Origin of the sequence: Butyrivibrio sp. AC2005 (assembly GCF_000424145.1) — a bacterium.
Taxonomy (GTDB): domain Bacteria; phylum Bacillota; class Clostridia; order Lachnospirales; family Lachnospiraceae; genus Butyrivibrio.
The window spans coordinates 703,356-719,066 of the sequence record NZ_KE384137.1 but is presented as its reverse complement, the minus strand read 5'-3'; the positions used below and the strand labels follow the sequence as shown (position 1 = coordinate 719,066).

Here is a 15,711-nt window from a genome sequence, read left to right as displayed (position 1 = left end):
CAGATCGAGGAATGCTTCAGAATCATGAAAACAGATTTCGCTGCAAGACCTGTCTATATCAGAAGAGATGACAGAATAGAAGCCCACTTCCTGATATGTTTCCTGTCATTACTTGTTTATCGTTTATTGGAAAAGCAACTTGAAAACAAATACACCTGTGAAGAAATCTTGGATAAATTGAAATCAATGAAATTTGCAGACATTAAAGGACAGGGATACATGCCAACTTACATTCGTGATAAGCATTACTGATGCCCTTCATAAAGTATGCGGTTTTAGAACCGATTACGAATTCATTACTAAAGCTGATATGAGAACTATAGAAAAACAAAGCAAGCAAAGGTAATATTACTATATATCAAGAATCACAAAAATAACGCCAAGAGCCTGATGTATTAAGGCTTTTGGCGTCTTTAGTTGGTATTAAACTGTCAAAGACAGGAAAGTAAAAGTGCTATACCTCTTTTTTTCATTGTTACCTCCTAAAACGGTTTTTGTTTGTGAGCTTAGTATATTTTTTGGCCCCTGTGCAAACAAGGCTTAGTATTTTTGAACGGGTGTCTTTTTTGATAAAAAGGCATGCCCAAAAATTGATATCACGTGCCAAATCTTGATTTTATGCGGCTCAAAAAGTGGGTCATAGAAATTTTATTTATCCTCTGAAATGTAATGTGTTACAATGTTTAGCGGACAATTCGGAGGCATACAACTTATGAAAAAGCTTAGTAATCTTTTGGGCGGGAGCATTTTTAAATCAATTTTGAGCTCCTACATTATTATATGCGGAATTATCCTTCTTGGAACAATGGCGGGATATGTTTATAACTACCGTGTACTTGAGAGTAACACGGAGTCTCTTGCTGCGCAAAGAGCACAGATCATGGCTGCAAATTTTGATAAGGAATTTGCCCAGCTCTATGCAAGTATGGATTATATCGCTTCTGACCGTGTTTTGACAAAGACATTAAACAGCACAGAGGAAGAAATGGGAGCTCAGATTCATGAGCTTGGAAGCCTTCGTGAGCTGATTCTCAACAATATCCATCGGAGCACCATCAGAGAGGCATATGTTTATTATAATGACACCAATCTTTTGTTCTCTATATCGTCAAGACTGTGGAATTCCAAGGTGATTAACTCCTATATAAAAAATTTGGGCATGGAACCCGAAGAATTTACCAAAGTCACTGATTTTGAGGGATTGCGCGGAGGCCACATTTTTTCAGATGGCCGCGTGTGGCTCATGGAGAATGTATATGATGACCATTATAAAAAGAAGGCAGTAATTGTACTGGAGTGCCATGTCTCAGAAATTGATATTGGTGAGAAGCCTGAGGACGTTACCGGTCTGACTAACGGGAACTCAGAAATATATGCATCCGATGAGAATCTGCAGAAGACAGCAGAGGACGTTATGAAGGATATGGGAAATAACGGAATCAGCAGCGATGGCTATTACTATGCTTATGCCGGTCTTTCCACGATTCCATGGAGCTGCTTTGTGGGAACACCCAAATCAAGTCTTTTCAGGTCGGTTCGCATATTCTGGCTTATTTTTGCAATAGAATTCATCGGAGCCATAGCCATCATGCTGTATATGTCCTACAAATCGACAACAAGGCTTTGGAAGCCGCTCCAGGAGCTTCTTGATGTCATCAATGAAAAAGAGGACGCGGGCTTCATGGAGACCTTCAAGGGCGTAAACAGCAAGGTTTCAAGCATTATGTCCGAGAATTCTCTAATGCAGAGACATGTATCCACTCTCGAACCATATATGTATGAAAACCGCATAAGACGAGTTTTTGATGGTGATATTAAAACTGAAAGCTCAGTAATAAAGACCTTTGGTGAGTTCATGGAGGCAAACGAGGGCGACAAATGGTCGATGATAATCGTTCGTCCCAAGGATGAAAAGCAGGGAGCGCTTCTTAATGTAAAGGCATCTTCTCCCGCCGACAACGCTGATAAGGATATTATGTCCTTTACACTTAAAAATATCATTGATGAGCTTACGGAAAAAAATGACAGCAGAGTCTACAAATGCAGCGATGATTACCTTATTTTCATGAAAATCGGTTCTGATAATGACAGGGATATTCTTGAAGAAAAGCTGGATGAGATGAGACTGTTCTACAGCCAGACACTGAGGGAGCCTATATATATTCTTATGGGCGAGACCTATGAGAGCTTTGCTGATGTGAGAACGATTTATATGACGCTGAAGGCAGAGCTGGAGTACAGAATATTCTGGCGTGAAGGCTCAGATGCCGATTCTGTCTGGGTTATGAGAACCGAGCAGGCAGACGAGGATATGGTGAACTTCGACGAATATGCAGAGACAGTCAGAATGATGCTGAACTGCCTTGAGACCGGCAATTTCAAGGAAGCCTATCAGATGATGGATACTTATCTTAGCAGGGCATTTCCCCATAACAGAAGGTATCTCAGACAGAATATCTACCGTATGTACGGTCTTGCGGCTATTCTTACCATGTCAATCTCTTACAGGATGGAGAAGGCGGATAAGGAATTTATGGAGTCTCTCGAGTACGAAGAGCGCCTTATGACTGTTACGAGTATGGAAGAGCTTAGAGAGATCAGTAAGGAGCTGTTTTCATCCATTATCGACTATATGGAGGAGAAGGAAAAGGATGGAATCCCTGCCTGGATGGACGACGTTCAGGTCTATATTCAGGAGCATTACACGGAGCAGGGCTTCTCAGTGTCAGGAATTGCTGATGAGTACGGATTTACGGTATCCCATTTGTCCAGAACCTTCAAGAGTGTCATGGGAACGGGACTTCTTGATTATATTCAGAAGCTTCGCGTGGAAAAAGCTAAAGAGCTACTGGAAGAAGGAGCATCTGTTAATGATGCGGCGGTTGGATCGGGCTATCTTGACGCAAAAGCACTGACAAGAGCCTTTAAGAGGTACGAAGGAATCACGCCCGGAGCCTATAGAGACAGCAGGAAATAAAAAAATTGCATATCGATATCAAAAAGTGTCCCCTCTAAAAGAGCAAAAAATCAGCGGGAAAACAAAAGCTGGTTCTTTTAGAGGGGGATTTTTTGTCCTAAGGTGTAAATACGAAAAAGGAACCGCACATGATGTTCTGTTTTCATGACAGATACATAAGGCGGTAATGGTATTTAGAATTAGGAGGGTTACAAATGGCTATTGCTAGGGCATCGTTCACGACGAGACAGGAGACCGGAAAGGCAGTTAAAAGTGCCAGGCCGGCCAGGGAGAGAAAGTATACAAAGGAGGCAATCAGGAAGGATCTTAAAAGGAACTGGAAAAGATATCTCTTGATTGTGCCACTCATTTTATTTTATGTAGTATTCGCTTACATGCCTATGGGCGGTATTCTGATGGCGTTTTCGGATTATAAGCCCAAGTTTGGAATTTTCGGGAGCCTCATAAAGAGATTTGTGGGACTTGAAAATTTCACCGATTTCTTTGGCTCATTCTATTTTTGGAGACTAATGAAGAACACAATCCTTCTTAACGGATGGAGTCTTCTTATCAGCTTCCCGCTGACAATCATACTGGCACTTCTTATTAATGACATTGGAAACAAATATTTTAAGAAGACAGTACAGACACTCAGCTACCTGCCTTACTTCATTTCAATGGTAGTTGTCTGTGGTATCGTAGTTGACTTCTGTAAGACAACAGGTGTACTTGGAACACTTATGACAATGCTTACAGGAAAATCACAGAACCTTTTAGGTGTAGCTTCCTATTGGAGAACAATCTACATTTCATCCGATCTGTGGCAGGGTCTTGGATTTGGAACAATTCTTTATATAGCAGCTCTTTCAGGAGTTGATAAGCAGCAGTACGAGGCAGCAAAAATAGATGGCGCAGGTCACTGGCAGCAGCTGATCCATGTTACACTTCCGGGAATCAGCCAGACCATCATCATCATGCTGATCTTAAGAGTCGGAATGCTTATGGCATCAAGCTATGAAAAGACAATACTTATGTACAATTCACAGATTTATGATACAGCTGACATTATCGCATCCTATGTTTACAGAAAAGGTCTTATGGATGGTGATTACAGCTATTCAACCGCTGTCGGTCTTTTCAATTCAGTGATAAATCTTGTGCTTATCATGACAACCAACAAGCTTAGTCGCAAATACACAGAGACATCTCTGTTCTGATATTAGGGAGGTTTATATAAAAATGAGTTCTATAGCAATTACACCTAAGGAAAACAGGATTAAGAGCAGCTTTTCAAGAAAGGCTTTCGTAGTATTTAATTATGCATTGCTTACAGCGCTGGCAATTGCCTTCATACTTCCTGTAATCCACGTTTTGTTTTCATCAATAAGTGATCCGTACTGGCTCAATACCCAGAGCGGACTGGTTCTTCTTCCTCATGGGATCAACTTTACAGGCTACAAGCTTGTGTTTAACAATTCAGACCTTGTAAGGGGCTTTCTTAACACAATGATTTATGTTACTGCGGCAACAGTCCTTGGTCTTGTTGTGACAATAGTGAGTGCATATGTACTTTCAAGAAAAGATATGCTCTTTGTTGATGCGATAATGATGCTCATTTCCTTCACAATGATCTTTGGTGGCGGAATTGTTCCTTCATATATCATCATGCAGAAGCTTGGTCTTCTTAACACCAGATGGGCCGTTATTTTGCCTGCATGTATTTCGACCTACAACCTTATTATCATGAGAACAGCCTTCCAGACAGTGCCGCCGGCACTTGAGGAATCAGCAAGACTTGACGGAGCAGGAGACCTTACAGTTATTTTTCAGGTGCTTCTCCCTCTTGTTAAGGCAAGCGCTGCTACAATCGCTCTGTACTACATAATCCAGCACTGGAATTCATGGTTCCAGGCTTCCATGTACCTGCAGAATCGTGAGCTTTTCCCGCTTCAGCTTGTACTTAGAGAGATACTTATCGTAAACGACTCCAACACAGCTGCGAGTATGTCTGCCCTCGATGCAGTTTCTGATGCCAACGCCTACAAGCAGCTTGTAAAATATGCAGTAATTATCGTTTCCAGTGCACCTATGCTTGTTGTATATCCCTTCGTAATGAAATATTTCGAGTCGGGAGTTATGGTAGGCGCCGTAAAAGGATGATAATATATTTTTTAAAGCCTTCATCTCTGATATGAGAGTATTATTATAATGCCTTCCTATAGGGAGGAGAGAATAATATTTAAAGCCTTCTCCTTGGGGGCGCTCAACGTCCGGGGACGTTGGTTTAGCGCGGACCGAAGCGGAGCGGAGACAGGTGTCAGCGAAGCTGACGGATGAGGGGTATAAAAGTGACAGGAGAAAACTATGGCAAAAACATGGGATATTGAAAAATTCAAGAAAACTGCCCGCGCGGCAGCTGCAGAAGGCATAGTCCTTCTGAAAAATGATAAAAACGCCCTTCCTTTGGACAAGGGCACAAAGCTCGCCATTTTCGGCAGAAGCCAGATGAATTATTACAAGAGCGGAACCGGTTCAGGCGGCATGGTTAACGTAGACTATGTTGTTGGAATCTACGAAGCGCTGAAGGACTCTAAAAAATATAAGATAAATACAGATGTCCGCAAGGCCTATGAGGAATTCGTTAAGGAGAATCCTTTTGATACGGGAGTGGGCTGGGCAGCAGAACCCTGGTTCCAGAAGGAAATGCCTCTGACGGATGCTTTTGCTAAAAAGGCAGCTGAAGAATCTGAGGTCGCAATTTTTATAATCGGAAGAACCGCAGGCGAGGATCAGGATACTAAAAATGAACCCGGAAGCTACCTCCTTACAGATGAGGAAACAGATGCTCTTAAGAAGGTAAGGAAAGCCTTCGGAAAAGTAATTGTTCTTCTTAATGTGGGCAATATTATTGACATGAAATGGGTAAAAGAGATTGATCCTGAGGCTGTTCTCTATGTATGGCAGGGAGGTCAGGAGGGTGGAAATGCCGTCCTGGACGTATTATCGGGAGATGTTAACCCTTCAGGTAAGCTTGCTGATACAATTGCAGAGAACATTACAGACTATTCCTCAACCGAGAACTTTGGCTCTGATAAGAGAAACTTTCAGGAAGAGGATATCTATGTAGGCTACCGCTATTTCGAGACTTTTGATAAAAAGTCTGTACTTTATCCTTTTGGATATGGTCTTTCTTATACAAACTTTGATATTGCGCTGGGTGAGTTCGAGTATGACGAAACGGACGGAATATCACTTGAGGTTCTTGTTACCAACACCGGTGACAGAGCAGGAAAAGAGGCTGTACAGGTATATTTTGAGGCACCTCAGGGACTTCTTGGTAAGCCAAAGAGAGCGCTTTGCGGTTTTGCAAAAACAGACCTTTTAGAGCCCGGACAAATGCAGTGTCTGGAATTTGATATTCCCAAGTACTGGCTTGCTTCCTATGATGATAGCGGCGTTACAAAGCATAAATCTTCCTATGTCCTTGAAGAGGGCTGCTATAAAGTCTTCGCAGGAAGCGATGTCAGAAGTGCCGCAGAAATCGGCGAGTTTGAAATTAAGAAGCTTGAGGTTATTACCGAGTGTGAGGAAGCTTATGCACCGGTAAAGGAATTTGAGAGACTTAAGCCGGATAGTACTCAGATGGAAGAAGCTGTATCAAAAGCTGCTAATGACGATTTTATATATGGTAAGACCTCTGAAAAGGTTCCTGTAAGAACTCTTGATCCTAACAAAAAGAGAAAGGACAGACTTCCGGAATGTGTACCTTTCACGGGAGATAAGGGATACAAGCTTAAGGACGTTGAAGCCGGAAAGGTTTCAATGGAGAAGTTTATCGCGCAGCTCTCTGATGAGGATCTCATAACGATGATGCGCGGCGAGGGTATGTGTTCACCGAAGGTTACTGCAGGTATTGCAGGTGCTTTTGGCGGCGTAACAGACAGCCTTGCAGACTTTGGAATTCCTGTTGGCGGATGCTCCGATGGTCCCAGCGGAATTCGTATGGACTGCGGTACACATGCTTTTTCACTTCCCAATGGAACATGTCTTGCATGTACTTTTAATGAAGAATTAAATGAAGAGCTCTTTAGATGGGAGGCTCTTGATCTTAGAAGAAACAGAATTGATGCACTCTTAGGTCCCGGCATGAACATACACAGAAGCCCTCTTAACGGAAGAAACTTTGAGTATTTTTCAGAGGATCCGCTTCTTACAGGTAAGCTGGTATCAGCACAGCTAAAGGGACTTCACAAGTATGATGTTACAGGTGTTATCAAGCACTTTGCAGGAAATACACAGGAATTCAGAAGACACTTTGTTGATAATGTGGTATCTGAGAGAGCTCTTCGTGAGATTTATCTCAAGGCCTTTGAGATTGCAGTAAGAGAGGGTGAAGCAAGGGCTGTAATGAGCACCTACGGGCCTGTAAACGGCGTTTGGACATCCAGTAGCTATGATCTTCTCACAACTATTCTGAGAGGAGAATGGGGCTTTACAGGTATTGTAATGACAGACTGGTGGGCAATGGGTAACGATGAAGCCGGAGCTCACGGTGATTATCAGAACGTATCTGCTCAGGTTCGTGCACAGAACGATCTCAACATGGTTAATGCAAGTGCTGCCGATAATTCTAGCGGAGATGACCTTCCGAAGGCACTTAAAGAAGGAAAACTTACCAGAGCTGAGCTCGCAAGATGCGCAACCAATATATGTGAGTTCCTTCTGAAAACACCGGCCTACAGACATATGCTTGGCGAGGAATCAGCCCTTGATAAGGAGCTTGCAAAAGCCATGTCAGAGGATGATGCCAAGCTCCAGGACCTTATTAAACTGACTCTTAATGAGGGCGAGACAGAACTTGATACATCACTTATTGATGTCCAGAAAGGTGCTACAACAGCCTTTGTTGTTACTTCAAAGAGAAAATGCCTTATGGATATGGAACTTGTACTTAGAGCAGATAACCAGCCTGATGTTGCACAGCTTCCGCTTTCAATTTTCCAGGATAAGATGCTGATAAAAACAGTGACCTTAACCGGAATGGATAAAGAATGGCAGACAGTGCGAATCGGAATGAATCCTGCTATTATGAGCAACTTCTATTTGAAATTCTACTTTGCTCAGGGTGGCCTTGAGATTAAGTCTGTAAAGATAATCAAGACCAAGGACCTTGAGGAAGAGTTTAAGAGAGGCATCTCGGAACTTTGATTAGTATTTAAATCTAGTGATTGGGGAAAGCAGAGTGAAAGTATAAAACTTTCATTCTGCTTTTTTTATAAAAAATATATGCCGAAAATCCGCTTATTTTAAGGCTTTATAAAATTTCTTAAATGTTCGTTAATACTAGCTCGATTAAGTTTACTTCTATCCTTAAGAGTGATAATAATAAACTATGGGGGAACATCAAAATCTAATTGGTTATGATAGTTTTTGTGAAAGGAGATCATTCTTATGGGTAAGAGAGTTAGTATCAAGAGAATTATTTCAGCAGCGCTGGCTGTAGTCATGGCAGCTTCGCTGTGCATAATTGCTATGCCTGCATACCGTGCAGAAGCAGCAACCAAGAAGGTATCGGTAAAACTTGGTGATGACAAGGACATCGATATGAAAGTAGGCGCTAAGGTTCAGATCAAGGTTAAGAAGAATGGTTCTACATATGGCAAGAAATCGTGTAAGTATAAAGTAACCGATGGAAAGTCAGTAGTTTCCGTATCCAGCAGTGGTGTGATCAAGGCTAAGAAGTCAGGCGAAGCTGAGATTAAGATTACTGATAAGAACGGTGATCAGGAAGCATACATCTATGTAGAAGTAGGTGGCGGCAGTAAGAATAGTAGCAGTAAAAGTAAGGGCAAGGTTAATAAGATCTGGCTCGAGAGAGCTTCAATCACACTTGACGTTGGACAAGGCTGGACCTGCAAGGTTTATACTGATGAAGAAGGCAGCAATGGCAGAGTTATTTGGCAGAGTGAGAATGCTGACATTGCTACAGTTGATGATCAGGGTAATATCAGAGCCGTAGGACATGGCACAACACGTGTACATGCTCAGAAGGGCGGAAAAGACGCAGCCATCCTGGTTAACGTAAACTGATAGAATACAAAGTTATAATTTAGCTAGTCATAGAAAGCTATATCAGAATTAAGCTGACTATAAAAGCTTATAAATAGGAGATGTTTTCCTTGAGAAAGCATTAGGAAGAAAAAAGTTATAATTTTTGTTACAGACCGCATCCGGTAATAACTTCCGGGTGCGGTTTTATATTAGAAAAAGAAATATCTGTAAAAATATAATATCGCAGGATAACTTATAATATGATAATATATTTTTGCTGATTTAATTGTGTATGTATAAGCAATAAAAATAAGCGGATTATATACATTATAATGATATGTTCAATAACGCAGCAATATATACCTTTTGTAATTGGGTGTTACGTCGGAAAAAGGTTTTAGAGAGAATTGGTGTAATCATAAAATGGTGGTTATTACCAACTGCTGATTTGATGACAAATAGACGTAACTCATTGAGGAAGAGTGTTCTCGTTAGTAGGAGTAATTCAGTCAAAGGAGGAGAAAAAATAGATACTGGGCTACCAGTAAATAGGAGCATTATACCAATAAAATAATATCATTATGAATAGACGTAAAATGCATGAAATATAATTAGTTCTATTCATGAAGATTTACGTCAATAGTTAGAAAAATCCAAGTGTTGGTTAACTGACCAAATTTAGCTTACGTCGAAATTTAAATATGTTCGCGGACAGACGTAATTCATTTAGGAATCGTTATTTTCGCAAGTTAAAATGCATCAGTCTAAAAGTTGAATAATGGATTTGGTGGTCTACTCCTTAAATATCAATTACGTCACTACGAAAGAGTTATAAAATATTGATTGAGGGGTTGGAATGACTATACAAAGACAGAATGCATAGCCGCGAACAACTTTTAAAAGTCAAAAATTTATAAAAATAGGTGGAGGAAATAAAGGTAATATGGCAATTTCAAATTATGTGGAATCAATGATAGATGAAAAGGACTGGTACATCACAAACCTGTCAAATGTGGCTGCATGCCTATGGGAGCAGCTTTATGATGTCAGCTGGGTAGGTTTTTACCTCATGGCAGATAAGGACGTACAGATTACATCAGGCTCTGATATGGAAACACAGGCTCGTGCCATCAACGCAAAGGCGGCTAATACCGAGCTTGTCCTTGGACCATTCCAGGGAAAGGTAGCCTGCACACATATAGCGCTCGGACGTGGAGTATGCGGGGTATCTGCAGCAGAAAACAAAACGCTCATTGTTCCGGATGTCTCCAAGTTTGCCGGCTACATCGCCTGCGACAGTGAAGCAAGATCGGAGATAGTAATTCCGCTTAGAGCAGCTGATGGAACAGTAGTAGGTGTCCTTGACATCGACAGCAACACAGAAGGCCGCTTCACAGAACCCAACGAAGAAAGCGCTGACCTAGAGAAGTGTGCCGAACTAATGTCAAGAATTATTCCTTGTAGTATTTAATTTAAAATACTATGTTTAGTAGAGCTTCCTTTATCAAAAGGCTTATTTGAAAAGAGTAACTTAATATGAATAATAAATAATCTCAAGTAAAGTAATAATTGCATGGATAAGAAATAATATATCGGAAAGATATTTTATAATGTAGGAAAAGACAGAAAAAGAAGGGTGAACCCCATATATTTATTACTTTGCGAGATGTGAACTACGGAGCTAAGACCTATCAATTTCAAGTGCCCTTGCACGCAGAAATTGATGCCCAGGGCTTAGCGGAGTTCTCATTTCAACACGAGCAAATAATAAATATATGGGCTGCCACCCTTCTTTTTCGTCCTCTTACACAATAAAGAAATCCCCGTGACAGAGGCGAACTGTCACGGGGATTTTATATGGAATGGGTTTGTAAGCTAAGTGGTATCAACCCTTTACCGCACCCTCGATCATACCTTCCATAATCTGTTTCTGAGCGATAAGGAAGAGGATGACCATAGGCAGGATTGCAAGAAGTGCAGCTGCCAGGATCAGGTTCCACTGCTTTACGTATGAACCTACGAAAGCCTGAACCGCAACGGGAAGAGTCTTAACGGGACCATTCTGACCAAGCATCATTGAAGGAAGAAGGTAATCGTTCCAGATCCACATACCGTTAAGAATTGTTACTGTAGTAATAACGGGTGAGAGAAGAGGGAAGATTACTTTGAAGAATACCTGCTCAGGTGAGCAACCATCAATTGATGCAGCTTCTTCAAGATCAAAAGGAATTCCCTTAATAAATCCAACAAGAATGAATACTGTCATAGCACCACCGAATCCGAGGTAAGCAAATACGATACCGGGAACGGACTTAAGCATCGGGATACCAACGAACTTTCCGACATCTCTGAAAGTAGAGATAAGAGGAAGCATAACTACCTGGAAAGGAATGATCATTGATGCGATGAATGTAAAGTAAATGATGTTTGACCAAACTGTCTTGTTACGGCAGATAACCCAAGCTGCCATTGAACCAAGTACTGCAAGGAGTACAAGTGACAGGATGGTGATAAGTGCTGAATAACCAAATGTCTGCCAGAAAGTAAAGCTCTTGTTGTTGATAACGTCATTCATGTTCTTAGTGAACTGTGCAAATGATACACCATTAAATCCGATAGGATTTGAAGTGATATCAGCTGACTGCTTAAATGAGTTAACACAAACAAGGAAGAAGGGGAAAAGAACATAAGCAGCGATGATAACAGCAACTATAAGTCTTATTACAACGCTTGAAGTTTTTTCTTTTGTATGCATTATAATTCAACCTCCTTCTTATTAGAAATACGAACCTGTAAAATTGATACACAGGCAAGGATAATGAAGAACAGAACGGCCTTTGCTTCACCAAATGCGTATTCGTTCTTGATAACAGCAGTGTTGTAGATGTTAAGAGCGAGCATCTCAGTACCGTTTGTAAGGTAGTTATCAAGGATATCTACAGATCCGGTACCATTTGTTAATGCAAGGTTAACATCGAACTGTTTGAATGCACTTGTAAGTGTAAGGAATGTACAAATTGTAATAGTAGGAGCAATCATCGGAATCTTTATTTCGAAAAGAGTCTGAAGCGGCTTTGCTCCGTCGATGGCAGAAGCCTCAAGTACGTCGCCGGGGATTGTGTTAAGACCGGTGATATAGATGAGCATTATGTAACCTGCATACTGCCAGATATATACGATAATAATAGCAAGAAATGCTGTTTTGGTATCCGCAAGCATAGAGTACTGGGTATTCAAAAGCTCTGTAACTACATTACTGAAAATGAAGTTCCAAATATAACCAAGTACGATACCTCCGATAAGGTTCGGAAGGAAATAAGCGGCTCTGAAGAAGCCAAGTCCCTTGATTCTGGATGTGCAAAGAAGTGCAAGCAGGAAAGCTACCAGATTAACAAGGATCATATTAAATACTACGAAAAGGAATGTGATGAATATTGACCACAGGAAACTTGCCTGAGTGAACATTCTTGTGTAGTTGGCAAATCCAACTGCGTTTTTAACTCTGATTCCATCCCAGTCTGTAAAGGAATATCCGATACCAAGAACGAGAGGAATGATAACTGTTACCGCAAAAGCAAACAGAAGCGGGAACAGGAAAATGATATTAATAATTGTACGATGGTGTTTGATCGTCGGATAGAAATATAAACCGGCTATGATACCGACAGCTCCAAGCACTAATGTAGCTCCGCGATATGACACACCTGAACCCATGATATCCATCGCCAAAGACCATACAACAAGTGCAACACCGGCAATCAGGAATAGGATTGACATAACTTGCTTACTAGCAGATGGTGTTTTCATAACTTAATCTCCTTTATTGAAGAAGCCTTTTGCTTTTGCCTCATTTGAATAGAAAACCGTTTTTAGTGAAAAACTGAGGCAGAGCATATAGCCCTGCCCCGGTTTTAATTGTTGTTATTAGTTGTTGTAGTAACCAGCAATAACCTTAGAAATCTTGTCTGTGAACTCAGCAGCGTCTGCGATTGTTCCCTTAGCATAGTCAGCGAATACCTGACATGTCTCGTTCTGAAGACCGTCCTTCTTAAGCATTGTGTGCCATCCGCTGTAGTTACCAGCATCGATGTAGCTCTTCATGCTCTTGTAGAAAGGATTTGTTGCTTCATACTGGCAATCATCGAAAGGAGATACAAGACCAGCCTTGTTTACAAGGATATCCTGTGCAGAATCGCCTGCGCACCAGTTGAAGAATGCCTTTGCAGCGTCAACGTTACCGTCCTTGTAAGCTACCCAGTATGACGGAGGTCCAGCGATGATTGTGTTGATGCCATCCTCGAATGCGTAAGGAGCGAAACCAACTTCGAAGCTTACGTCCTCAGGAGATGTTACACACCAGTTACCCTGTGTGATGAATGCATACTTACCATCCTTGAATCCAGCAACCTGGTTATCATATGTACCGTCTACAAGAAGGTTAGGATCTGAATACTTGTTCATCATGCCAATGAACTCAGCGAACTTTGTCATTCTGTCTTCGTCAATCTTACCACCGTCATTAAGCATGTCGATGTAAGTTGTGTCGTCAGCCTTAAGACCGGCGTCAAGATACTGACCAAATACGTGTGTACCTGAAGACCATCCAAGGTTTGCAGGCTCAGCGCACCAACCAAATACAGCTGTGATGCCAAGCTCATCCTTCTTGGAATCAAGTGTCTCACAAGCTTCCTGCCAAGCAGCGGGAGATGTGAGAGAAGCAGGATCAACACCTGCAGCCTTAAGTACGTCAGCGTTATAACCAAGAGCAGTAGCTTCTACTGTATAAGGGAAGCCGATTGTGCCCATGTTTGCGTCAACGAGTTCGAAACCAGTCTTATCTGTCCACTCTTCACCAGCGAGATCAGCAAGCATTCCGTCCCAAGTTGTAGCCTGGTTAGCTTCGATAACGAAGATGTCAGGCATGTTGTCAGCCTGGTACATTTTCTTAAGCTCATCACCGGCACTTGTGTCACCACCGATTGTCTCGATAGAAACCTCATTACCTGTCTCAGTCTTGTAAAGCTCAGCAAGCTCTAAAAGCTGATCGTTGATCTCAGGCTTACCATTAAGAAGACGAATAGCGCCTGCAGCAGCTGTTGTATCAGCAGCTGTCTCTTCTGTAGCAGCCTCCTCAGTGGATGCTTCTTCTGTAGCAGCCTCCTCAGTGGATGCTTCTTCTGTAGCTGTTTCTGCAGTAGAATCAGCTGTGTCTGCAGCAGTGTCGTTGCTTGTGCTGTTTGAACCACCGCATGCTGTCATGCTAAGAACCATTGTTCCAGCAAGAAGAATAGATAATACTTTCTTTTTCATGTTACCCTCCTTATTGTGCACTTTGCTAACCGAGTTATACGATTAGCGGTTACTTTTGCGCATAAGTTTTATGCTGAAATTAAAATATCACGATGACTGGAAAAATACAAGTAAAAAATTCAAAAAAAATCATTAAATATCAATACCTTACGCGCGAAAGCTGATTATAACTGGCTTTGTGCAACATACTCAAAATAATTAATTTTTTATAAAAAAGAGCAATGTGCATGATGGCACATTGCTCAAACGATTTCGACTATTTAACCTGATTCGTTGTGCACTTTGTATACTGGCTGATAAAAACTTCGTTTCCTTAAAACGGGCTTATTGCTTAGCTCGTACAGTATCTCTGATAATCAGTTCCGTAGGAAGCTGGATCTGCTTTGGTGTCTTTTCACCGCGGATACGCTGAAGCAGAGTGGTTGTGGCAACAATTCCTTTTTTCTTGACGTTCTGATGGACAGTAGTAAGTGCGGGACGATGCAGCTGACCAAGAAGAGTATCATCAAAGCCTGCAATAGAGATGTCATCAGGAATACTGAATCCGCGATCCTCCAGTGCACACATAAGCTGTACAGCATAAAGGTCGGAAACACACATGATGGCATCGAATTCTTCCGCCCGATGACAGATTTCCTCAAGAGAGCTCTCAATCTCATCACTGCGAGGCTTTATCTTAAGGAACCAGTTTTCTTCATAATGAATGCCGTTTCCTTCAAGTGCATATTTGTAGCCTGAAAATCTCTCGTAGTCGACGCCCTTCATATTATCGGAGAGGAAAGCAATCTTCTTATGGCCCTGTTTTATCATGTAATTTACCATGTCAAAGCAGCCCTGTCTGTCGTTAAGACCTACATTTATGAAGTGTTTGAGACCCTCTATACTATAGGTATCAATACATACGATGGGCTTTTTATATCTCTCACTGACACGGATACCATCGTTGTCAATCATACCGAATAGAAGAAGTCCGTCCACGTTCCAGGTGGAAACGTGACGCATGATTTCAGCAGTGTCGCTTGATATGTACAACATCATAAAGTAGCCGGCGTTTCTGATCGATTCCTCAATTCCACCAATAAGCTCGGAAACAAAGGGATCCATTAGAAGATTCTCATACTTGTCGGCTCTTGCCTTGAGTGCAACACCGATAATCTTGGATTCGTTCTGCGCAAGATTTCTGGCATTGATATTAGGAACATAGTCGACCTTTTTCAGATAATCTTCAACTATCTTAATTGTAGCCAGAGATACCTCACCTGTTTTCCCGTGTATAACGTTGGAAACAGTGGTTGTACTTAGATTCAGTTGAGCCGCAATTTCTTTAATAGTTATCATAAAAAATCCTTGAAAAAGAAAAAATTAACTTTACAAAAGTTCAAAAATGATTATAG

10 protein-coding genes and 1 pseudogene are annotated in these 15,711 nt (G+C 41.4%); 7 read left to right on the top strand and 4 right to left on the bottom strand.

Going from position 1 to position 15,711, the window contains the following annotated elements; genetic code table 11:
* From G602_RS0120005 to G602_RS0119975, 7 genes and pseudogenes are all read left to right on the top strand, one after another.
* Positions 1-346: pseudogene (locus G602_RS0120005) on the top strand (IS1634 family transposase); the annotation flags it as partial.
* A gap of 366 nt (positions 347-712) precedes the next feature.
* Positions 713-2,977, top strand: coding sequence for a helix-turn-helix domain-containing protein (locus G602_RS0120000; protein WP_026660592.1), 2,265 nt, complete (start codon positions 713-715; stop codon positions 2,975-2,977).
* 194 nt (positions 2,978-3,171) lie between these two features.
* Complete coding sequence (locus G602_RS0119995; protein ID WP_081676084.1) at positions 3,172-4,173, top strand: ABC transporter permease; 1,002 nt, start codon at positions 3,172-3,174, stop codon at positions 4,171-4,173.
* Positions 4,174-4,195: 22 nt separating this feature from the next.
* Complete coding sequence (locus G602_RS0119990) at positions 4,196-5,116, top strand: carbohydrate ABC transporter permease (RefSeq protein WP_044932826.1); 921 nt, start codon at positions 4,196-4,198, stop codon at positions 5,114-5,116.
* Between the two features lie 204 nt (positions 5,117-5,320).
* Entirely contained in the window at positions 5,321-8,164 is a 2,844-nt protein-coding gene (locus G602_RS0119985) for a glycoside hydrolase family 3 protein (protein WP_026660588.1), read from the top strand.
* 243 nt (positions 8,165-8,407) lie between these two features.
* The gene (locus tag G602_RS0119980; protein WP_026660587.1) at positions 8,408-9,046 is read left to right on the top strand and encodes an Ig-like domain-containing protein; all 639 of its coding nucleotides are present in this window, start codon (positions 8,408-8,410) and stop codon (positions 9,044-9,046) included.
* A gap of 904 nt (positions 9,047-9,950) precedes the next feature.
* Positions 9,951-10,478 carry a GAF domain-containing protein gene (locus G602_RS0119975; RefSeq protein ID WP_026660586.1) on the top strand — a complete coding sequence of 176 codons (528 nt, stop codon included), beginning with the start codon at positions 9,951-9,953 and terminating at the stop codon, positions 10,476-10,478.
* Between the two features lie 414 nt (positions 10,479-10,892).
* On the opposite strand, the gene G602_RS0119970 is transcribed toward G602_RS0119975, so the two are convergent.
* From G602_RS0119970 to G602_RS0119955, 4 genes are all read right to left on the bottom strand, one after another.
* Positions 10,893-11,762: a carbohydrate ABC transporter permease gene (locus G602_RS0119970; RefSeq protein ID WP_026660585.1), complete on the bottom strand. Its 870-nt coding sequence runs from the start codon at positions 11,760-11,762 to the stop codon at positions 10,893-10,895.
* Entirely contained in the window at positions 11,762-12,814 is a 1,053-nt protein-coding gene (locus G602_RS0119965; protein WP_026660584.1) for a carbohydrate ABC transporter permease, read from the bottom strand. The genes G602_RS0119970 and G602_RS0119965 overlap by 1 nt, the downstream gene beginning before the upstream one ends.
* 117 nt (positions 12,815-12,931) lie before the next feature.
* On the bottom strand, positions 12,932-14,317 hold the full coding sequence (locus G602_RS0119960; RefSeq protein ID WP_026660583.1) for an ABC transporter substrate-binding protein: 1,386 nt from the start codon (positions 14,315-14,317) through the stop codon (positions 12,932-12,934).
* Between the two features lie 324 nt (positions 14,318-14,641).
* Positions 14,642-15,655: a LacI family DNA-binding transcriptional regulator gene (locus tag G602_RS0119955; RefSeq protein ID WP_026660582.1), complete on the bottom strand. Its 1,014-nt coding sequence runs from the start codon at positions 15,653-15,655 to the stop codon at positions 14,642-14,644.
* Positions 15,656-15,711 lie beyond the last annotated feature (56 nt).